We start from the raw sequence: 18,990 nt of genomic DNA, 5'->3' as shown, positions 1-18,990 counted from the left end.
AGCCAGTATGGCAAAACAAGTAATCAATCTTGGGACTGCGCCCAGCGGTGCCGGTGGCGATGATCGACGCAGTGCATGGATCAAGGCCATTGCAAACTTTGATGAAATCTATGCAGCGCTGGGTGGTAATGCTCTACCTGCAGCGCTGCCAATTGCTAAAGGAGGGACGGGCGGTACAACTCCAGCGGCCGCGAAGGCGGCTTTGAGTATTGGCGATATTGGCATGGGCCAAGTCTGGTTGGCGGTGTCCCGTTCGTTGAACACCACCTATACGAATACCACCGGTAAGCCCATTCAGATTTCTGTGTTCGGTGGCCCGACCAGCTCTGCCGATATCGGCTATCAGGTATGGGTCAACGGCACTTCTGTTGCAATTGGGACTTACTCGGCATCGCCCGGTCGATACATTTCTTCCGGCTGCGTAATCATCCCGCCAGGTGCTCAGTATAGCGTCGCGCTGGCGGGTGTCAGTGGCACCTGCCCGGTCATTCAATGGCGCGAGCTAACTTAAATTGGTAAATGCGATGTCTCATAAATACATGGTTAGACCGGCCACTGGCGAGGTGTTCGCCTACGAAATTGATGGCAGCCAAGATAGTTTCATACCGCAAGATCTGCGGCCTATGAGCGTTCAAGAAATCGAGCGCCACCTCAACCCCGAGCCCTCGTACTGGACCGATGGCATCTCGCTTGCGCTGTCTTATGGGGGGATGCCTGGATGGCGTATTGCATCGTCTGCGGAGGTGGAGGCGCTGCGCCCGGCCTTGCTGCTCCGCGAGGCGACAGATAAGGCCGCTGAACTTCGACAGGCTGCTGATTATGCGATCGCGCCCCTGCAGGATGCCGTAGATCTCGATGATTCCACCGAGGCCGAGGCAGCAGCGCTGAAGGAGTGGAAGCGCTATCGCATCGCATTAGGCCGTCTGCCTGAACAACCAGGCTATCCCGAATTAATCGACTGGCCGGCGCCGCCCGCCTGATCTTTAGCTCTATCTCAAACCCTACCGCCCTCTGGCGGTATTTTTTTGTCTGGAGAAAACTCATGCCTTTCATCGTCATCGACACTACCAACGACTACAACCCAATCAACAAACGCCAGTTCGCCACCGAGGCTGAAGCCGAGGCAGCTGCAACACAGGAGCTGCAGGCCAATCCACGGGTGGTTCTTTCCACCGCGAAGGTGCTCAAGGTCTTCAAAGCTGAGGTGACCGTTACTGCCCAGGCGCCGGAAGAGGTCGTACCCGAAGATGCACCAGAGGAGGCTGCTGAATGAGCGCTCCTCGCGGCGTCCGGAACAACAATCCAGGCAACATCGATTTCAACCCCCGTAATGCGTGGCAGGGCCAGCTTGGCTTGGAGGTGGGAGTGACCAAGCCCCGTTTCGCGCGGTTTGATCAAGCCGAGAATGGTATCCGGGCCTTGGCCAAGCTACTGCTCAACTACCGCGGCAAGGATGGCATGCCTGGGGTGGGTCGACCTGGCATCGACACCCCACTGGAATTCATCAACCGCTGGGCGCCGGCCAGCGAGAACAACACCCTGGCCTATGCGCAGGCCATCGCCAAGCGCCTCGGCGTGGGCGTGCGCGACTCCATCGACATTTCCAAGCCGCAGGTTCTGCGTGAGGCTGTGGTGGGCATCATCGTCCACGAGAACGGCGGCAACCCATACAAGGCTGAAGTGATCGACGAGGGTGTGCGGCGGGCCCTGGCTTCATGAGCCCGTGGGCTGGAGTTGCCGCAGGCCTGGTGCTTATAGCTTCCCACTGGGCGACCTATGAGCACGGCCGTTCAGTGGAACTTGCCAAGGCCGGCCAGCAATCAGCGAAGCGGGACAGCGGCGATCGACTGGCAGAAGCAATTGGCGAGCGCGCGGCGCGTCAGGAAGAACACCGGCGCGCAGATGCGCAGCAAGAGGCGAGGGTAAAAGGGCATGAAGAAAGAACGATTGCTGATGCTGGCGCTGTTGACGCCGATGCTGCTGGCCAGCGGCTGCGCGACGAAGCCGGAAAGCTTGCCGCCTCCGTCAGTTGCCCCGGCACGGATACCGCCGCTGTCGCCAGAGGCGAGGCAGCCACCCGCGCCGCCCTGGTGCTCTCCGACCTGCTCACACGGGCTGATGCTCGAGCGGGAGAGCTGGCGAAAGCTTATGACCAAGCCCGAATAGCAGGTGATCTATGTGAGGCGTCCTATAATGCCCTGATCAAGTGATCGGGGCAGGGAAGTGGACAAGCGCACTTTTATAGGGATGGTTGAGGCCGGCGAGCCGCTGATTCAGCAGGCTATCGACGCCATGCGGGAGTATCACCAGGCCCAGCATCGCGGCGCGCCGGCGGAGGAAATCGAGCGCCTGCGTCTGCTGGCTGAGTCGCTGTTCCAGGTGGTTTCCGATTATTAGCTTCGCGTCATCGCCAAGGCCAGGGGTAAGGATTTGCCACCTCTTCACTGAGCCGCTGATCGGCAATTGCCCGCGCCCGATCCCGCCTATACGATACTGTTTATCCATACAGTATTGGTGCCCTATGTACTTCCTCCTCGTTCGCCGCCGCGTGAATGGCGTGGCCATCCCTACGAATCAGCTCGGCAAGATCACACCTATGCGGGCCGACATCCACATCGGCGACCACCACAGCGAGCCACTGGGCCGAGTTTCGACACAGGCCTGGGTGTTCAACCCTTCGCCTGGGCCGGACATCCTCCCGCGGCTGCACGATGCCAAGGTCAACGGAATGGCCCAGCTCGGCATCAACATCAACGGGGTGGAGGAGGTCGACGGCGTGCTCTACGCGCAGTCCTGGTGGTGCAGGGCAGAATGATGGCCGGGATACCGAAAGCATGGCTGGATGAGCTGAACGACCAGTTCTCTTTGATAACCGATCCAGACGGCCGCGCCGCTGTGCTCGATGAGATGGCCTATGCCGCTCACCGCCGGCGTGAAGTGAGTTCGGAGAACCTGGTCGACATGCTCGAGCTGTCCGAGGCGGCTCGCTACTGGGCGCTGATGGAGTTCGAAGAGGCCTATCACATCGGCCTGTTCAAGTACGAATCGTGGCAGGGGATGGGGAGTGATGAGCCAGGCCGGATCATCGTTGGCAGAACGCCAGGGTGGGGGGGGCTGAGGCTGTCTAAAACTGCTCGAAAGCTTCTCGGTTTTACTGGGTGAAAGTCGCTGAAACTAGCCGAACTGTATTAGACAGGAGCGGTGCACAGGCCGCTTGTGGCGCGGCCTGAGGCCCGAATCTCACGCTACTGCTGCAGTACTGGGGTGAAAAGCTCCGCAGCGGGGATTGGCTTCACGATTTCGATCCACCAGTCACCTTCGCACTCAAGCAAGGTCCCTCCCAGATAGACGTTATCCTGCTCAAAAGTTCGGATCTGGCGGGGGTTGGCCGCGACGTCCTCTACGTGGCACATGACCATATAGCAGCAGGTGCCACCACGTATTTCATCCACGTGACGATTGCGCTCCTTGTATCCGGGGTTTCTTTGGTTATGCGCGTATTTGCTGTGATGCGTGAGCATTGCGAAGGAACGCCCGTTGAATTCCCTTGTGCGATCTTTCCAAACTCTGAGCACAAGATCGCCACCAGCTCGACGAGCTCCCCACGACCATCGGGTGTTTTTGAGCGGCGCGCCCAGGCGCTTGAAAAATTCGCTTTGTGTCATGAGAAAGCGCCTCGTGAAAGTGGCTAAAATCGGTTCCAAAACTAAAACGGCGACCCTTGTAGAATGCGGGTTACAGCTCGGCAAATTCCGATTCGTTTTGGAACTGATTTTAGCGCCTAAGGAGCATGAGACGGAGATTCTTGGATCGGATTGCAAATCCGTCTACGCCGGTTCGATTCCGACCTCGGCCTCCACCATTCGAAAGCCCCGCAGATTAACGTCTGCGGGGTTTTTCTTTGTGCGCAGAAAACAACAATCGTTTCCGCATCATTGGGCATCGTTTCCGCATCAGCCCCCTATTTGGTCGGGCTGACTACCTCACCGACCCGGCGATAAACGCGCTTGGTAATTTCCTCCTTGGAGTGCCCAAGCAGTCGGCTCGCGTGGCTGATATCCTCAATCTCCGACGCGGCCTTCGGTCGTATATCGCGGAACTGGAACTGGCGAACTTTGGTGGCCAAGTTTGTGTTGTAGTGGTCAACTCATTCCGGACACAGTTTTGAGTTTTTCTTCAGCTTTCGCCGGAGCCAGCCCATCGTTGAATTGATGGGGGCGGATCCAGTTGTAGTGGCTCATCAGGTACTGGCTAATGTCTCGTTGGGCTTGCTGCCCGGTCAGGTAGCCCGTGGTCGGTATCCACTCTGACTTCAAGCTGCGAAAGACTCGCTCCATCGGCGCGTTATCCCAGCAGTTGCCTCGGCGGCTCATGCTCTGGCGCGCGATAGCGCCACAGTCTCTGGCGGAATTGACGGCTGCCATATTGCGACCCCTGGTCGGAATGAAACAGTAGCCCTTGAGACTTACCGCGCTGTTCGTAAGCCACGTCCAGCGCTTTGACCACGAGGTCTGCGTCCGGTTTTTCTGATAGGGCCCAGCCCACGACTCTGCGTGCATAGAGATCCAAGACAACTGCCAGATAGTGCCATTTTCCCTGCGCCCAAACGTAAGTGATGTCGCCACACCAGACCTGATTTGGCGCTTCGGCATCAAACGCTCGGTTCAACATATTCGGAATATCTGGCCGCTCCACTGTGGCCTTTTTGTACGCATGCGACCCTGGCTGCTTGCTGACCAACGCCAGCTCACGCATCAGGCTGCGGACCTTGAACCGCCCGATCTTCTCACCCTCTTCTTGCATCATCATCTTGATACTGCGGCTGCCGGGCGCACTTCGTCCGCGCGTGAATAACTCATTCACTCGACTACGCAACCTCAGTCGCTCAACGTCCGGAGTTCGCCTTCTATGGCGATGTGCGTAGTAACTTGAGCGAGTGACTTCGAACACCTCGCATAGCCAATCAACGGGCTCATGGGCGCTGAACTGGTGGATCAGCGAATACGCTCGAGATCTTCCGACATCAAGAGCGCGGTAGCCTTTTTTAGTATCGATTTCTCGCGTTCAAGGCGCGTTATCCGAGCTTCGAGCTCTTGGATCTTTTGCTGCTCTGGCGTCAACGCTTTGCTGGCCGGCGTGACGCCGCTGCGCTCCTGTTGAAGCTGATTAACCCAGCGGCGTAGGGCCGATTCGACCAAGCCGAGCGAGCGTGCTGCTTCGGCATGACTGTAGCCTTGATCGAACACCAGGCAGGCAGCTTCGCGTTTGAACTCAGGGGTGAAGGTACGGCGTTGCTTGGTCATCAGACACCTCTCTGTGGCGAGCATTCTCGCCTAAATGGGTGTCCGGAATCATTAGACCACTACACGATGTGATGGTAGTAGATTGACTCAGGCGGTTGTCTGAATAGTCTTTCGCTAGTCAGACACCCTCATTTCACGCCATGCCGCGGTCGTAGAAAACGATCAAAGCTATAGGGACTCGGATCGATCAACGGCGTTTGTTGCGATACCAGATCTGCTGCTAGTTGGCCTGCAGCGGGCGAGGTGCCGAAACCGTGACCGGAAAAACCGGTCGCCAGGGTCAGTCCGGGCAAAGTCGATACTGAACTAATGACTGGGTTTGAGTCAGGGGTCACGTCAATGGTCCCGGCCCACGCAGAAGCCATCCGTGCTTGCTCAAACACCGGCCACGCAGTCCTAAGGTTGCGCAGTGCGTCTTCGTTCAACGCCACGTTTGCCTGTGGGTCTTGAACCCGGACTTTTTCAAAAGGCGATACATCCGTGGCCTTCCAGCGCCGCGCCAGGGCTATGTCCTTGAGGAAGTATTTGCCCAGACTGATCTGCAGAAAGTCGCGCTGTGCGCGAAGCTGTGGCAGGTAGCGTGTACCCAACAGCAAGTGATCGAGGGTAAGGAAGGCATCCAGCTTGCCACGTTGGGTGATGATGAACCCTCCGTCCTTGTGCTTGCGGAATGAGAAATCTGGAGCACCCACGGCGACCTCCGTGGGGCCATCCATGGCCTCTGTACGCAGCACTGAGCAGGTCAATGGCAAAGTCGGGAGGTCGATTTTAAGGTTGCCGAGGAATCTACGCGACCATAGACCGCCAGCCAGCAGCACTTGATCACAACGAATCTCGCCTAGTTCGGTGACAACGCCGCTGACGCATCCGGCACTGGTCTGAAGGGTGCGTACCGCACAGTTTTCAACGATCACTGCTCCCTTGGCCATCGCCGCACGGGCAATTGCGCTGGCGGCCAGGGTTGGCTCCGCACGAGCATCTGAGGCAGTGTAGATAGCACCGGCCCAGTCAGTGCGCCCACCGGGAACCATTCTGGCGATCTCGGCATTGCTCAGCAGGCGCGAGTCCAGACCAAGGTGTTCGACGCTCTTCAGCCAACCTTCGTGCATGCCCATCTGCGTGTTGTTACGACCAACGAACATGATTCCGGCCTGCCGGTAACCCACGTCACTCCCGACCCGTTGCGGCATTTCGGCCCAGAGTCGATCGGCCGCCAACGCAAGTGGGATGTCGTGTGCATGGCGGTTGGTTTTACGTACCCAGCCAAGGTTGCGCGATGACTGCTCGCCTGCGATGCGACCTTTCTCCAGTACCACCACCGGGATGTTGCGCTCGGCGAGAGTCAGCGCGGCGGTAAGGCCTATGATGCCACCACCGATGATCACGACAGTGGTCGCTTCCGGTTGATGGGGGCAGGTGATTACAGGGTCGATAGCAGGGGACATGGCGTTACTCGGCGGCGATAAGTACAGGTGGCACGGTGCTGGTGTTAGGCCTTACTGGCCGAGGCGAATCAGTTTGACCTCGGCGCGCGAGGCCCCGCGATAGGCGGTGACTTCCAGCTCGACTTTGTAAACGGTAGAACCCAGCGGTGGGCAGGTGACCGTGGTGGCGGGGTCGATGCCACGGAACTTCTCGCCGATCACTTCCATAACGGCTGGCACGTCGCTCGGCTGCTGAATAAACACACGTGAACAAATGACGTCAGCCAGGCTGGCATCGACGGCTGCCAAGGCGCTTTCAATATTGGCGAACACCTGGTGAGTCTGTTCGATCACGTCTTCGGCGATCAGCTGAGTCTGCGGGTTACGGCCAGCAGTGTTGGAGACATAGATCCAGTTATCGACCGCCACCAGGCGGGAGTAGCTGGCCATGTCTTCAAACTTGGAGCCGGTTTTCAGTTTGGTGATTTGGGTCATGGAGATGCCTTCATTGCGAGAGAAATCGATTAGCTGAGAACGGGTTGTTCCCAAAGATTGAGCTTGACGCCGATGCCTTTCTCGATGGCATTGCGGTACACCACGGTGCCCCAGGCGACGTCCTCCACCGGCATGCCGCCGACGGACATGAGGATTATTTCCTCGTCGTTCAGGCGTCCCGGCGCTTCACCGGCAATGATCTTGCCGATGTCCTCGACCTGCTCGGCCTGAAGGGTGCCTTCGGCAATCATGTCCATGAAGCGCACGCCCACCAGCGGCACATGGTTGTGGGCCGGCTTGGGGAGTTCTTCGAACCAGGCTTCGTAGAGGCCGGTGTTGTCCACCACCTTGCGCACGTCGGCCTGTTCCATTCCCGCGTCGATGCTGCACGGGGCGGGCATGGCGAGGAAGGCGCCGGGCTTGACCCATTCGCGCTTCACCAGCGGGTAGAGGGATGGGTCGCCGACTTCGCCGGAACTGCAGTAGCTGACCAGGTCGGAGTCGCGTACTACTTCTTCCAGGGTCTGTACCACCCGCACGTTGGTGATCTGCGGGAAGGTGGTGTTCAACCAGCTGACGAACGCGTCGAGATTCTTCTGGCCGCGGCCTTTGATTTTGATCGTGTCGACCTGTGGGCACACGGCCATGAACGCGGCGACCGTGGTCTTACCCATCACCCCCGGGCCGGCCAGGCCGATGACCTTTGAATCCTTGCGTGCCAAGTGACGGGCGCCGACGCCTGGGATCGCGCCGGTGCGGTAGGCTGAAAGCAGGTTGGCTGACATGTGCGCGAGCGGGGCGCCGGTGTCGGCGTCGTTAAGGGTGAGCATCAGGATCGAGCGTGGAAGGCCCTTTTCGCGGTTCGCGATGTTGGAGCCGTACCATTTTGCGCCTGCTGTCTGGAAGTTACCGCCGAGGTAAGCCGGCATCGCCATCATGCGGCGGTCGGCGGTTGGCTTGGGCATGGTCGGGAACGGTGAATGCTCGGGGAAGGTGATCATTGCGCCGTGCGAGTCACTGTTCGGACCGGCCATGCGGTAGTCGCCGTGGTAGAGCAAACCGAACATTTCTTCCATGGTGTCGACGCAGGCGGGCATGTCCGTCACGCCTGCGCGGATCATGTCCTGTTCGGAGAGGTAGATGAAATCGATACGGGTGTCGAAGGTCATAGCGGGTCTCACTGTACGGACGGTACCTGGGGGGGCCGCCGTATTGGGGTTTTATTGTTGTGTTACCCGGCTGGACCGGGCTGGACAGGTGATCTCAAGGTAATGGGCAGTTTCGCTAACGACTGGTAGGTCGTCTTGTTTGTGTCTGCCAGAGCAATTGATCATCTGTGCCAGCTCAGTCGGTTCGTCTTCAATTCTGGTCGTCAGTTGAGGGCCTCGGCCGTTTGGCACGTCTCCATTCGCTTAGGTGGTACACCACGCCAAACACGATAATTCCGCTGCAAATCAAGTAGCCTAGGAAGTGATTGTTCATTGCACTTCCTCAATGCCCAGCCAATGAATAGCTTGCTGGCACGTCTCGCAGGCTCAGGGTGGTCAGCACACAGACCAGCAGTGTGCTAACTGCTAGAAGCCCGGCCCAAGCCACCGGGCCGTGTTGCAGAACTACAGCAGCCAATGGCGAGGCGCTGGAAGACACTGATAGTTGGATGGCGCCGAGCAGGGCGGCGGTCGAGCCCAGGGATTTTTCTTGCGATGACATCACCAGCGACATCAACGTCGATTCTGCTATGCCTAGTCCGAATAGAGCTAAAGCCATGCCACCGGCTACACCGGGCATCCCCAGGCCGACCACTAAGCTGACCAAGGTCAGCAGGGCGCCAGCAACCATGCAACGTACGCCTAGCGCACTGAGCCTGTTCAAGCCAAGGCGCCCGATCTGTCGGCTGGCGAACAGGGCACCCAGCATCACTGACACGCCGGTGGCACCGAAAAGCAGGCCGAAGGCTTGTGCGGTCATGCCAAAGTGCTGCTGGTACACCAGCGTTGCGCCACCTATGTAGGCGAACAGGAAGAAAAACACCGCAGCCACCGCCAGGGCTGGGCGTAGGAACCTTCGGTCAGCGAGGAGGGTCAGGTAGGTTCGGCAAGCGCTGCCAAGGCTTAGTGCTTCACGGTGATTGTGTGGGAGGGTCTCCGGCAGGTTCAAAAGACTGTTGATCCATACCACCAGGCCCATACCGGCCAGTGCCAGCATCACCGCCCGCCAGCCGAAATACGCGTCGATCACGCCGCCCAGAGCCGGCGCGAGGATCGGAGCTACGCCTTCAATGGTCATCAACAGTGCGAACAGTTTGGTCGCGGCCACGCCATGGCTGACGTCACGCACCATGCTCATGATCACCACCAGGGTCAGAGCACTGCCCAGTCCTTGAAAGAAACGTAGTGTGATCAGAGCGTTCAGGCTCGGCGCCATCGCTGCGCCGAATGAGCACAGGATGAAGAGCAATAGGCCAGCCATCAGTGGTTTGCGCCGACCGAAGGCGTCGACGATGGGACCGAAGACTAGCTGCCCGGCCCCCATGGCAAGCAAGAAGAACGTCAGGGTCAGCTGCACATGGGTGAAGCTTGCCTGATAGTGATCGGCAATCTCCGGGAGGCTCGCGAGGTACATGTCGACCGCTGAAGGCCCCAGAGCGCCGATCAGGCCGAGGCTCAGAGCTAGTCTGAACGGTACCAAAGAAGATTGATTGGGTTGCATGGTCATCTCTTTCAGATTGCTACCTACCGGTCGGTAGGTTGGCGAATCGTATGCTTGCGCGCCCGTGAGGTCAAACGCTGTAAACGTGCAGAGTAGCGGTCGTCACGCCCAGACAAAGGCGCTGGCACGCTGAGGCAAGCAGGCTCAGAAAGGAAAGGGGATAGTGACGCCGCCTCACCAGGGCAGCTTTCATACTTCATAGATACAGCGCTTTGACCGCCGGCCATGGGCCGGCGGTTTTTTTTATGGTGCGCCAGGCATGGCGCGTTGCGCGATAGCGCAACCAGCTTGGCTGTGGTGGCCTCGTTGGTGACTTGGGGGTGAAAGTCCTCTACACACCCGGCAAGGGGAAGTGTTAGCCAGAGGCAAGGGTGTCGTGGGCGACTACGAATCTGAAGGAAGCCCGAGGCAAAATGCTGGCCTGACGAACAGGAAGCGGATCAGGCGGCGCAGCGGGGCAAGACGGCCATAATCGTCAAAGCCCAATACTTGCACGGAACGCTGCGACGTAAATCCGACAGGCATAAGCAGGAAGGTCACGTGAATTACCCTGGGAGATCTGTACGCTTGCCTTGGTGCTACCGAGCGTCGAGAGGCGACGGGATGAGCGTGCAGAAGTCAGCCGAGGCCGTAGTAAGTGGCGGTTAACCGCGTCACCAAGGGCCGAACAGGTTATGCCGCCAGTAGGCGTCACTGTCTCGTTGGTAGCCGCAATGCAGAAATTTCCTAAAACGGAATCTGTCACTCCGAATCCCGGCCAGAAGCCGAGGATGATGCCTGACAGCGCAAAGGTATCGACGGCGTCATCGGCGTGGACGAACGCAGAGCCGGACACGCTGATGGAGCGGGTGCTCGCACCGGCCAACCTCAGACGTGCGTATAAGCGCGTAGTCAGCAATAAGGGAGCGCCGGGTGCCGATGGCATGACGGTCGCCGACCTTGCAGGCTATGTGAATCAGTATTGGCCAATCCTCAAAGGCAGATTGCTGGCCGGTGAATACCATCCCCAAGCCGTACGTGCGGTTGAAATTCCCAAGCCGCAGGGCGGCACGCGGCAACTGGGAATTCCCACCGTCGTGGATCGCCTGATCCAGCAGGCATTGCTGCAACAACTCACGCCATTCTTCGATCCTCTGTTCTCGGATTTCAGCTACGGCTTCCGTCCGGGCAGGAGCGCGCATCAAGCTGTCGAGATGGCCCGTGCCCATGTGGCATCGGGGCACCGGTGGTGCGTGGAAGTCGATCTGGAGAAGTTCTTTGATCGGGTCAACCACGACATCCTCATGGCCTGTATCGAGCGCCGGGTCAAAGATAAGTGCGTACTTAGGCTTATCCGTCGCTACCTTGAAGCGGGAGTCATGTCAGGCGGTGTCGTCAGTCCACGGCAGGAAGGGACGCCGCAAGGCGGCCCGCTCTCGCCGCTGCTGTCGAATATCCTGCTCGATGAATTTGACCGCGAACTGGAGCGGCGGGGCCATCGCTTCGTGCGCTATGCCGATGACGCGAACATTTATGTGCGCAGTCCTCGGGCTGGCGAACGGGTACTGGCTAGTGTGGAGCGCTTCCTGAGTCAACGTTTGAAACTGACGGTGAATCAGAAGAAGAGTCGAGTCGCGAGAGCCTGGAAGTGTGATTACTTGGGTTATGGGATGAGCTGGCATCAGCAGCCAAGGTTGCGGGTGGCAACGGTGAGCCTGAGTCGCCTGCGCGACCGGCTCGCAGAGCTGCTATGCGGCGCACGGGGCCGCAAGATGGCAAACACCATCGAGCGGATAAACCCCGTACTACGAGGTTGGGCGGGTTACTTCAAGCTCAGCCAGAGCAAGCGGCCACTTGAGGAGCTGGATGGCTGGATCAGGCACAAACTCCGCTGTGCCATTTGGCGCCAATGGAAACAGCCCTCTACGAGGGCGCGCAACCTGATGCGTCTGGGCTTAAGCGAGGAGCGTGCCTGTAAATCGGCCTATAACGGCCGAGGCCCATGGTGGAACTCGGGGGCGCCACATATGAATCAGGCGCTGCCGAAGAAACTATGGGACCGACTCGGACTGGTCTCGATACTGGATACGATCAACCGGCTTAGCCGCATAGCTTGAACCGCCGTGTACGGAACCGTACGCACGGTGGTGTGAGAGGACGGCGGGTGTGAGCCCGCCTCCTACTCAATTCAGAACGGTACCGCCACGGTCAGTTGGCTATAGATGTTGGTGCCGTTGCCGCCGACCTGGTTGCCACCGTTATCCTGATGCTTGCGCGGCTGATACAGGCCGATCAGGGGGCTGATGATCAGGTGGTCGTTGACGGCCCATTCCAGATACAGGTCGAGCTCGCGGGCATCGAGGTTCAAGCTGTCGCGGGTACGCACGGTATCGAAGTCAAAGTACAGGGCGCCGACCGTGAGGTTTTCCAGGGGGTTGGCTTTCAGGCCAATATGGTGAATGCCGGTGTTGCTGTTGAACGGGCCGGCATAGTTGGCAGCGACTTCACCCTGGAACCAGGTGCCGTAGCCATTGGACAGGCCGCTGAACAGAGGATCCCATTCAGCCGAGTAGCGGGTATACCGGTAGGTCAGTTGCGGAGCCCAAGGCAAGTCTGCAAAGGTGTAGCCGGCCTGCAGGTACCAGGCATTTTCCGGTCCCCCGTTTTTGTCCTGCCAGGCATATTCAAAGGCGAAGCTGGCGTTTTCGATACCAGCACTGCCTTCGCCACGCACGCTGTACACATCCATGCCTTCGCGAGCCTTCTGGAAGTCGCTGGCCCACTGGTCGGTGACATCGATGCCGTGAATCCAGGTCAGGCCCAGGGTGCCCAGGGCGTGGGTGTAGTCCAGCGTACCGGCAGCCAGTTCGGTTTCGGCCTGGGCGCGGTTGTCGGATTTGAGCCACAACAGGCTGCCGTGCAAACCGTCCTGGCCACCCAGGCGCAGCACTGCCGTGCGGTCGAAGGCATGGCGCGCCGCCAGGTAGTAAGCGCCACCTCGATCCAGCGTACCGTCTGCGACACCATTGCCCAGGTTCGGCCCGTCGTCGTTGATCAGGAAGCCACTGCCGAGGCGGACCACCTGACGGCCGGCGGAAACATCTACACCATCCTTACCCAGTAGCGGCACCAGGTCGCCCGAACGCCAGCCCAAATAGGCGTCCTCAATCTTGGTGGTGCGTTCGGAGCCGTCCGTGTAGCCGGCGGCATCACCGTCGCCCCATGTCGCGGAACTTACCCAGTTCAATGCGCCATACAGGGTGCCACTGCCAGCGAGGCCCTGATCACCACTGAGTCCATACTTGATGAAGCCCTCGCGCCAGGTTGAGCCTCCAGAAGTGCCGTCATAGTTCTTGCGGCTGTTGAACATACCCCAGACCGCGAGCATGTCAGCATTCAAGTGGCTGTCTTCGTCGGCGTACAGTTCGTAAGCCGGCGCGACCTGGCTGGCGAGTAGGGCCGCCAGGGCCAGGGTCGACAGCGTTTGCGGTTTGACCATTGCACTTTCCCTCGTTGTCAGTCGCCTTTGAAAAGGCGCTTTCTTGTACGTGGGCACCCGTATTGGCGAGCGCCGTCGCGGTTGGCTGCGACGGCTTATTAGTGCGTGAGGGGCAGGTCGAGGTCTTGTTTCTGGCTGCCAAGGCGCTTGCACGCCTTGGCCACATACAGATTTACAGCGTTAGATTAGGGTTGCAGAAGGGTCGTAACATGATTGGCGGCGGCCTTGGCGCAGAGTGTGTCGATGGCCTCGCTGGCACCAGACACGCCTATCGCCCCGATGACCTGCCCGGCATGGCACAAAGGTTCGCCGCCACCGAACAAGGCCATCCCTGGCTGCAGCGGCAAACCGTTGCGCACCGCTTTGGAGCAGCGCTCCAAGCGTTGATCCCAGTCTGCCGTGGCTATTCCGAACCCCGCGGCCGTTAGGGCTTTGCGCAACGCTATGGCATGTGCTGGGCGGGGTGCACCGTCCATATGAGCGGTTTGGATCGGTAGACCACTGCCATCGACGATTACCAGGCTGACTTTGACCTGCTGCTCAGTGGCCGCGTCGAGCGCGGCCTGCAGCGCATGCATGGCCAGGGGCAAGGTAAGGGTGAGTTGTTCGCGTAGCCAGTGCGACATCTCAAGCCTCTCAATAGCGGATCATGACCGATTTGAGTTCGGTGAAATCGTCGATGAACGCCGAACCGAACTCACGGCCGATGCCGGAGGCCTTGATGCCGCCAAACGGTACAGCCGGGTCGAGCAGGGTGTGCATGTTGACCCACAAGGTGCCCGCCTGAATTTCTGGAATAAGGCGCATGGCTTTGCCCAGGTCGTTGGTCCATAGGCTGGCGCTTAGTCCGTAAGGCGAGGCGTTCATCAACTGAAGCAGTTCCTCTTCGCTGTCGTAAGGCAGGAAGGTCGCCACCGGGCCGAATGTTTCCTGATTGAGTAGGGTGTCGCTGGCGGACTTGGCCAGAATCACAGTCGGCTCGACGAAGCATCCTGGGCCATCCCCAATACGCCCGCCGTGGATGATCTGGCTGCCCTCGGCGCGAGCCGTGGCGAACAGCTCGGCAAGCTTCAACTGGTGTGGCTTGTTGGCCACTGGGCCGAACTGCGTGGTTTCGTCCAGCGGCGAGCCTACCTTCAACTGGCCCAAGCGTTGGGAGAGGGCTTCGAGCAGTGGGTCGATGCGCGAGCGGTGCACATAGAAACGCTCACCGGCGGCACAAATCTGCCCCGAATGCAGGAAGCCGGCTTCGATGATGCCGTCGACGGCTTTTTCCAGGCCTACGTCTGGCAGGAACGCCACGGCGTTCTTGCCGCCCAGTTCCAGCGTGGCACGGGTAAGTTTTGCGCCCATGGCCGCTTGGCCGACAGCAATACCTGTAGGCACGGAGCCGGTGAATGATACTTTGTCAGTGCCTGGGTGCTCGATCAGGGCCTTGCCGACATGGCCAGCGCCAGTCAGCACGTTCAATGCGCCCGCCGGCAAGCCTGCTTCGATGGCCAGCTCGGCGATACGCAAAAGCGTTAGCGGCGTGAACTCGCTCGGCTTGATGATGATGCTGCAGCCGGTGGTCAGCGCCGAGGCCAACTTCCAGATGGCGATCATGGTCGCGAAGTTCCAGGGCACGATGCCGACTACCACACCGATTGGCTCGCGCAGGGTGTAGGCGCTGTAGCGCTCATCGGCGAACGAAGGCAAAGACGGGGTGATGGTCTGGCCAGTGATCTTGGTCGCCCAGCCTGCGTAGTAACGCAGGAAGTGTGCAGCCTGCTCGACCTCGAATGCACGCGAGATGCCGATCAGCTTGCCCGATTGCAAGGTTTCCAACTGGGCCAGTTCTTCGCGATTCGCTTCGAGCAAGTCGGCGAGCTTGAAAAGTACGCCGGCGCGGGCTGCTGGGCTGGCCCGCGACCAGCGGCCAAAGCCCTGGCGAGCGGAATCCACTGCACGGTCAACGTCGGCTTGGTTGGCGTCAGCGATTTGAGCGATGGTTTGGCCGTTGGCTGGGTTGACCACCGATATTTTCGCGCTGTCATGGCTGGCCACGGTTTGGCCATGGATGAACAGGCCGTGATCGCGTGCTAGGAAGGCACTGACAGAAGGAAGAAGATCGATATCGCTCATGGGAACTCCGAGGGGCAGGTGAGGACCGGCCTGCAGGCCGCCAAAACTTGGAGGATAGTGCTATGCGAGGCGGTGATCTTGCGTCCCAGTGACAGCGGCATGACTCTCCCTGCCAGAGCCGCTGTAAGCGGGTTTGGCAGGGAGCAACAAAGGCAGCGGCAGCCATTGGCAAGACGTCATTTTTCGGCGGGCGCAGAGTAGGCGTGCAGGGAGGCAAGTAGCAGCCGTGCGTGCAGGGTCACTTGCCGCGTTCAAAGCCATAACAACATGCCGGGGCATAACGATGTCACTTAACAATAAGCTCACAGAGCACTTGAACAAAGGTACGGTCGGTTTTCCCACCGCACTAGCCAGCACCGTCGGCTTGATCATGGCCAGCCCCGTTATTCTCACCGCGACCATGGGGTTTGGCATCGGCGGCAGTGCGTTTGCTGTCGCCATGGTCATCGCCGCGTTGATGATGTTGGCCCAGTCGACCACTTTCGCCGAGGCGGCCTCGATCCTGCCGACCACCGGCTCGGTCTACGACTACATCAACTGTGGTATGGGGCGTTTCTTCGCCATTACCGGTACGCTTTCGGCCTACTTGATCGTGCATGTGTTCGCTGGCACGGCCGAGACCATTCTGTCTGGGGTGATGGCGTTGGTGAATTTCGAACACCTCAACACGCTGGTTGAGTCCGCAGGCGGTTCCTGGCTGTTGGGTGTCTGTTTTGTGCTGTCGTTCGCGGTACTGAACGCGTTCGGCGTCAGCGCGTTCAGTCGCGCGGAGGTGATTCTCACCTTCGGCATGTGGACGACCCTGATGGTGTTCGGTGTGGTGGGTCTTATCGCTGCACCTGCGGTGGAGCTGGAGGGCCCGTTTGGCGTCTCCCTGGTGGGCTCTGATGTGATGACCATCCTTTCACTGATCGGCATGGCCATGTTCATGTTTGTCGGCTGCGAGTTCGTGACGCCGCTTGCCCCCGAATTGCGTCGCTCTGCCTGGGTATTGCCACGCGCCATGGCGCTGGGTCTGTTTGGTGTGGCCAGTTGCATGTTCATCTACGGCGCGGCGATGAAGCGCCAGGTGGAAAACGTCGTACTCGATGCCGCCACCGGCGTACACCTGCTGGATACGCCCATGGCCATTCCACGCTTTGCCGAACAGGTGATGGGTGACATCGGCCCAGTTTGGCTGGGTATCGGATTCTTGTTCGCCGGTGCGGCAACCATCAACACGCTGATGGCCGGGGTGCCGCGCATTCTTTACGGGATGGCCGTAGACGGGGCGTTGCCTAAGGTCTTCACCTACCTGCATCCGCGCTTCAAGACGCCACTGCTGTGCATTCTGGTGGTCGCACTGATCCCGTGCCTGCATGCCTGGTATCTGGGTGGCAACCCAGACAACATCCTGCACCTGGTGCTGGCTGCCGTTTGCGCCTGGAGCACGGCCTATCTGTTGGTGACACTGTCGGTGGTGATCTTGCGTATCCGTCGCCCAGATCTGCCGCGCGCCTACCGTTCGCCACTGTTCCCGTTGCCGCAAATCGTTTCCAGCGCCGGTATCATCATCGGCATGCTGTTTATCACGCCGCCCGGAATGAGCCCCGCGGATATTTACGTGCCGTTTGCCATCATGCTTGGCGGCACGGCAGCCTACGCGCTGTTCTGGTCTGTGTGTGTGCAGAAGGTCAACCCGTTCAAGCCTGCCCGGGTCGAGGATGTGCTGGAAAAAGAATTCGCCGCCGAACCTGGACACGCTGCGGAGCGTACGCAACATGATCAGACATTTGCGTGAACGGCTGCTGGCGCCTCGGGCGCCTGCCGGTTATCGGCCCGGTGTAACCTTGGGGCACCTGCTGCGTAATCTCGGCCCGCTGGAGATACAGCGGGCGCAAGCGGGTGTCGCACAGCTGTGTTTGCCGCCGCTGGGTTGGCAGGTCGAGGTGCGTGAGTGCGTCGAAGCGCACCTGCTGATGCACGTCGTGACATGCGAGTTTCGGTTGAGCGTGCCTGCCCTGCAACAGGGCGATGTGCGGTTGGAACTGCGCCATACCGGGGCGTTTCGGCGCACCGGCGTCACCTGCGTGTTCCGGGGCGGTGACCAGGCCCTCTTTGCCCAAGTACGCGATCATTTAGGCCGAGATGCGACGCTGTTGGCGCAGCTGATGCCGCTGGATTTCAAGCGGCTGACGCTGCAATGCCGCGATGGCCAATGGCAGCTTGCCCTGGAACATATAGGCGCTAGCGAGGTGGTCAACCGGATGCCGGCGTTTCGTCGCTATATTCAAATTAGTCCGCAGCAGCGTTCGCATTTACTCGCCTGTCTGTCTGGCTTCACGGAGTTTCTGCAGCGGATCTGAAGCGACCTGGCATACCCTTTGCTAGGTGTACTCGACCAAATGTGACAGTTGTGCGGACATTGTTAACATGTTATCAATTGCTGCATAACAACAATTTCGCGTCGAGGCCACTATGCAGACTCAACAACCCGACCATCAGGGACTTGATCACTGGACCGCTGCCATGCAGGGGATTTGCGGCCGTTTCGAAACGGAATTGGCTTGCAATCATTCGCTCTTCATTGGCGATGTCTCAGCTCATACGCGTGCAGGCTTGCCAGTCGCCTCTTTGCGTACGAACGCCGGCGTCATTCGGCGGCTAGGTGATAATCCGGCGCTGGATGATGACCAGCACTGTTTTCTGGTCCTGCAGCGTTCTGGGCGCTCTACGGTCGAGCAGGGCGGTTTGACCATCCACCTGGCCCCTGGTGATCTCATGCTCATGGACTCGGTGGGGCGCTGCGAAATCAAGCCGGCGGGTCTGATCGAGCATGTTTCACTGGCGCTTTCCCGCGATCAGGTGCGCAAACAGGTTCCTGGCCGAGGAACTCTGGTAGGAAAGATTTCATCCAGCAACGCGTGTGGACGCATGCTCCATGTGTTGATGGATCAGATGTGCAAGGATGAGAACACAGGCGAAGACGGGGCCCAGGGCGCTGCGTTGGAAGCAGCGTTCACCGCGCTTTTGGAGCCGGGCTTTGAGTTTGGAGAAGGCAACCTTGGCAGCGTAGATGCGCTTAACGGCGGCGATATGCGCAGTTATGTGCAAAAGGTGATTGACAAATCGTTGTCACAACCCGGGTTGACGCCTGCTGCTTTGGCTGGCGGGCTTAACATTTCAGTGCGCCACCTCTATCGTTTGTTCGAAGAGGACGGTGACAGCGTCTGTCGTTACATTCAACGAGCCCGGCTCAAGCGCAGCGCCGAGGATCTCGCCAACCCGTTCTTCAGGGGCGAGTCGATTACCTCAATCGCCTATAAGTGGGGCTTTACGGACTCCGCCCATTTCAGCCGCTCGTTCAAAAAGCAGTATGACCAATCTCCAAAGGACTATCGGGCCACGGCTATGGGCTCCTGCTTGCGCTAACCCACCGCAATAAAAACGCCGCCAGCGCGTGTAGCGCTGGCGGCGT

20 protein-coding genes and 2 pseudogenes are annotated in these 18,990 nt (G+C 59.3%); 12 read left to right on the top strand and 10 right to left on the bottom strand.

Features of this window, described 5'->3' with window-relative positions:
* Window positions 1-7: 7 nt before the first annotated feature.
* The 8 genes from C4Q27_RS00755 to C4Q27_RS00725 all read left to right on the top strand — a co-directional run bounded on the left by C4Q27_RS00755 (window position 8) and on the right by C4Q27_RS00725 (window position 3,162).
* Complete coding sequence (locus C4Q27_RS00755) at window positions 8-511, top strand: hypothetical protein (protein ID WP_104886261.1); 504 nt, start codon at window positions 8-10, stop codon at window positions 509-511.
* A gap of 13 nt (window positions 512-524) precedes the next feature.
* Window positions 525-980: a tail fiber assembly protein gene (locus C4Q27_RS00750; protein ID WP_104886260.1), complete on the top strand. Its 456-nt coding sequence runs from the start codon at window positions 525-527 to the stop codon at window positions 978-980.
* 62 nt (window positions 981-1,042) lie between these two features.
* Window positions 1,043-1,273, top strand: a complete 231-nt coding sequence (locus C4Q27_RS00745; RefSeq protein WP_104886259.1) for a hypothetical protein — start codon at window positions 1,043-1,045, stop codon at window positions 1,271-1,273.
* Entirely contained in the window at window positions 1,270-1,719 is a 450-nt protein-coding gene (locus C4Q27_RS00740; RefSeq protein WP_104886258.1) for a structural protein P5, read from the top strand. Before C4Q27_RS00745 ends, C4Q27_RS00740 begins: the two co-directional genes overlap by 4 nt.
* The gene (locus tag C4Q27_RS00735) at window positions 1,716-2,210 is read left to right on the top strand and encodes a DUF2514 domain-containing protein (RefSeq protein WP_104886257.1); all 495 of its coding nucleotides are present in this window, start codon (window positions 1,716-1,718) and stop codon (window positions 2,208-2,210) included. The genes C4Q27_RS00740 and C4Q27_RS00735 overlap by 4 nt, the downstream gene beginning before the upstream one ends.
* 13 nt (window positions 2,211-2,223) lie before the next feature.
* Window positions 2,224-2,397: a hypothetical protein gene (locus C4Q27_RS29365; protein WP_177409983.1), complete on the top strand. Its 174-nt coding sequence runs from the start codon at window positions 2,224-2,226 to the stop codon at window positions 2,395-2,397.
* Window positions 2,398-2,521: 124 nt separating this feature from the next.
* Window positions 2,522-2,815: a hypothetical protein gene (locus C4Q27_RS00730; RefSeq protein WP_104886256.1), complete on the top strand. Its 294-nt coding sequence runs from the start codon at window positions 2,522-2,524 to the stop codon at window positions 2,813-2,815.
* Entirely contained in the window at window positions 2,812-3,162 is a 351-nt protein-coding gene (locus tag C4Q27_RS00725; protein WP_104886255.1) for a hypothetical protein, read from the top strand. Before C4Q27_RS00730 ends, C4Q27_RS00725 begins: the two co-directional genes overlap by 4 nt.
* An 83-nt stretch (window positions 3,163-3,245) precedes the next feature.
* On the opposite strand, the gene C4Q27_RS00720 is transcribed toward C4Q27_RS00725, so the two are convergent.
* The 7 genes and pseudogenes from C4Q27_RS00720 to C4Q27_RS00690 form a co-directional block, all read right to left on the bottom strand.
* A complete protein-coding gene (locus C4Q27_RS00720; protein ID WP_158666110.1) occupies window positions 3,246-3,665 on the bottom strand; it encodes a hypothetical protein in 420 nt (139 codons plus the stop codon).
* Window positions 3,666-3,961: 296 nt separating this feature from the next.
* Window positions 3,962-4,126: pseudogene (locus tag C4Q27_RS29590) on the bottom strand (integrase); the annotation flags it as partial.
* 16 nt (window positions 4,127-4,142) lie between these two features.
* Window positions 4,143-5,303 (bottom strand): annotated as a pseudogene (locus C4Q27_RS00710) (IS3 family transposase).
* A gap of 128 nt (window positions 5,304-5,431) precedes the next feature.
* Complete coding sequence (locus tag C4Q27_RS00705) at window positions 5,432-6,748, bottom strand: FAD-binding oxidoreductase (RefSeq protein WP_104886253.1); 1,317 nt, start codon at window positions 6,746-6,748, stop codon at window positions 5,432-5,434.
* A 51-nt stretch (window positions 6,749-6,799) separates the two neighbouring features.
* Window positions 6,800-7,222 (bottom strand): RidA family protein, encoded by a 423-nt coding sequence (locus C4Q27_RS00700; RefSeq protein ID WP_104886252.1) that lies wholly within the window; start codon window positions 7,220-7,222, stop codon window positions 6,800-6,802.
* 29 nt (window positions 7,223-7,251) lie between these two features.
* A complete protein-coding gene (locus tag C4Q27_RS00695) occupies window positions 7,252-8,391 on the bottom strand; it encodes a tyramine oxidase subunit B (RefSeq protein WP_104886251.1) in 1,140 nt (379 codons plus the stop codon).
* 322 nt (window positions 8,392-8,713) lie between these two features.
* The gene (locus tag C4Q27_RS00690) at window positions 8,714-9,931 is read right to left on the bottom strand and encodes a multidrug effflux MFS transporter (RefSeq protein WP_104886250.1); all 1,218 of its coding nucleotides are present in this window, start codon (window positions 9,929-9,931) and stop codon (window positions 8,714-8,716) included.
* 674 nt (window positions 9,932-10,605) lie between these two features.
* Between C4Q27_RS00690 and ltrA the strand changes: the two genes are divergently transcribed.
* Window positions 10,606-12,027: a group II intron reverse transcriptase/maturase gene (ltrA, locus tag C4Q27_RS00685; RefSeq protein WP_104886249.1), complete on the top strand. Its 1,422-nt coding sequence runs from the start codon at window positions 10,606-10,608 to the stop codon at window positions 12,025-12,027.
* A gap of 71 nt (window positions 12,028-12,098) precedes the next feature.
* On the opposite strand, the gene C4Q27_RS00680 is transcribed toward ltrA, so the two are convergent.
* The 3 genes from C4Q27_RS00680 to C4Q27_RS00670 all read right to left on the bottom strand — a co-directional run bounded on the left by C4Q27_RS00680 (window position 12,099) and on the right by C4Q27_RS00670 (window position 15,533).
* Window positions 12,099-13,409 carry a hypothetical protein gene (locus tag C4Q27_RS00680; protein WP_104886248.1) on the bottom strand — a complete coding sequence of 437 codons (1,311 nt, stop codon included), beginning with the start codon at window positions 13,407-13,409 and terminating at the stop codon, window positions 12,099-12,101.
* Between the two features lie 185 nt (window positions 13,410-13,594).
* Window positions 13,595-14,035 (bottom strand): heme-binding protein, encoded by a 441-nt coding sequence (locus tag C4Q27_RS00675; RefSeq protein ID WP_104886247.1) that lies wholly within the window; start codon window positions 14,033-14,035, stop codon window positions 13,595-13,597.
* 10 nt (window positions 14,036-14,045) lie between these two features.
* A complete protein-coding gene (locus C4Q27_RS00670; protein WP_104886246.1) occupies window positions 14,046-15,533 on the bottom strand; it encodes an aldehyde dehydrogenase family protein in 1,488 nt (495 codons plus the stop codon).
* A 283-nt stretch (window positions 15,534-15,816) separates the two neighbouring features.
* On the opposite strand from C4Q27_RS00670, the gene C4Q27_RS00665 reads away from it, so the two are divergent.
* From C4Q27_RS00665 to feaR, 3 genes are all read left to right on the top strand, one after another.
* Complete coding sequence (locus C4Q27_RS00665) at window positions 15,817-17,313, top strand: APC family permease (RefSeq protein WP_104886245.1); 1,497 nt, start codon at window positions 15,817-15,819, stop codon at window positions 17,311-17,313.
* A 49-nt stretch (window positions 17,314-17,362) separates the two neighbouring features.
* Window positions 17,363-17,878, top strand: a complete 516-nt coding sequence (locus C4Q27_RS00660) for a DUF3156 family protein (protein WP_371919362.1) — start codon at window positions 17,363-17,365, stop codon at window positions 17,876-17,878.
* A gap of 112 nt (window positions 17,879-17,990) precedes the next feature.
* A complete protein-coding gene (gene feaR / locus C4Q27_RS00655; RefSeq protein WP_104886243.1) occupies window positions 17,991-18,944 on the top strand; it encodes a transcriptional regulator FeaR in 954 nt (317 codons plus the stop codon).
* Window positions 18,945-18,990 lie beyond the last annotated feature (46 nt).

The sequence above is a fragment of the Pseudomonas sp. SWI36 genome (assembly GCF_002948105.1).
Lineage (GTDB): Bacteria > Pseudomonadota > Gammaproteobacteria > Pseudomonadales > Pseudomonadaceae > Aquipseudomonas > Aquipseudomonas alloputida.
This window is presented reverse-complemented; position numbering and strand designations above follow the sequence as displayed.

Coding starts and splice junctions, on each gene's coding strand:
- C4Q27_RS00755 (WP_104886261.1), top strand. CDS start 8: ATGGCAAAACAAGTAATCAATCTTGGGACTGCGCCCAGCGGTGCCGGT.
- C4Q27_RS00750 (WP_104886260.1), top strand. CDS start 525: ATGTCTCATAAATACATGGTTAGACCGGCCACTGGCGAGGTGTTCGCC.
- C4Q27_RS00745 (WP_104886259.1), top strand. CDS start 1,043: ATGCCTTTCATCGTCATCGACACTACCAACGACTACAACCCAATCAAC.
- C4Q27_RS00740 (WP_104886258.1), top strand. CDS start 1,270: ATGAGCGCTCCTCGCGGCGTCCGGAACAACAATCCAGGCAACATCGAT.
- C4Q27_RS00735 (WP_104886257.1), top strand. CDS start 1,716: ATGAGCCCGTGGGCTGGAGTTGCCGCAGGCCTGGTGCTTATAGCTTCC.
- C4Q27_RS00730 (WP_104886256.1), top strand. CDS start 2,522: ATGTACTTCCTCCTCGTTCGCCGCCGCGTGAATGGCGTGGCCATCCCT.
- C4Q27_RS00725 (WP_104886255.1), top strand. CDS start 2,812: ATGATGGCCGGGATACCGAAAGCATGGCTGGATGAGCTGAACGACCAG.
- C4Q27_RS00720 (WP_158666110.1), bottom strand. CDS start 3,665: ATGACACAAAGCGAATTTTTCAAGCGCCTGGGCGCGCCGCTCAAAAAC.
- C4Q27_RS00705 (WP_104886253.1), bottom strand. CDS start 6,748: ATGTCCCCTGCTATCGACCCTGTAATCACCTGCCCCCATCAACCGGAA.
- C4Q27_RS00700 (WP_104886252.1), bottom strand. CDS start 7,222: ATGACCCAAATCACCAAACTGAAAACCGGCTCCAAGTTTGAAGACATG.
- C4Q27_RS00695 (WP_104886251.1), bottom strand. CDS start 8,391: ATGACCTTCGACACCCGTATCGATTTCATCTACCTCTCCGAACAGGAC.
- C4Q27_RS00690 (WP_104886250.1), bottom strand. CDS start 9,931: ATGCAACCCAATCAATCTTCTTTGGTACCGTTCAGACTAGCTCTGAGC.
- ltrA (WP_104886249.1), top strand. CDS start 10,606: ATGCCGCCAGTAGGCGTCACTGTCTCGTTGGTAGCCGCAATGCAGAAA.
- C4Q27_RS00680 (WP_104886248.1), bottom strand. CDS start 13,409: ATGGTCAAACCGCAAACGCTGTCGACCCTGGCCCTGGCGGCCCTACTC.
- C4Q27_RS00675 (WP_104886247.1), bottom strand. CDS start 14,035: ATGTCGCACTGGCTACGCGAACAACTCACCCTTACCTTGCCCCTGGCC.
- C4Q27_RS00670 (WP_104886246.1), bottom strand. CDS start 15,533: ATGAGCGATATCGATCTTCTTCCTTCTGTCAGTGCCTTCCTAGCACGC.
- C4Q27_RS00665 (WP_104886245.1), top strand. CDS start 15,817: ATGTCACTTAACAATAAGCTCACAGAGCACTTGAACAAAGGTACGGTC.
- feaR (WP_104886243.1), top strand. CDS start 17,991: ATGCAGACTCAACAACCCGACCATCAGGGACTTGATCACTGGACCGCT.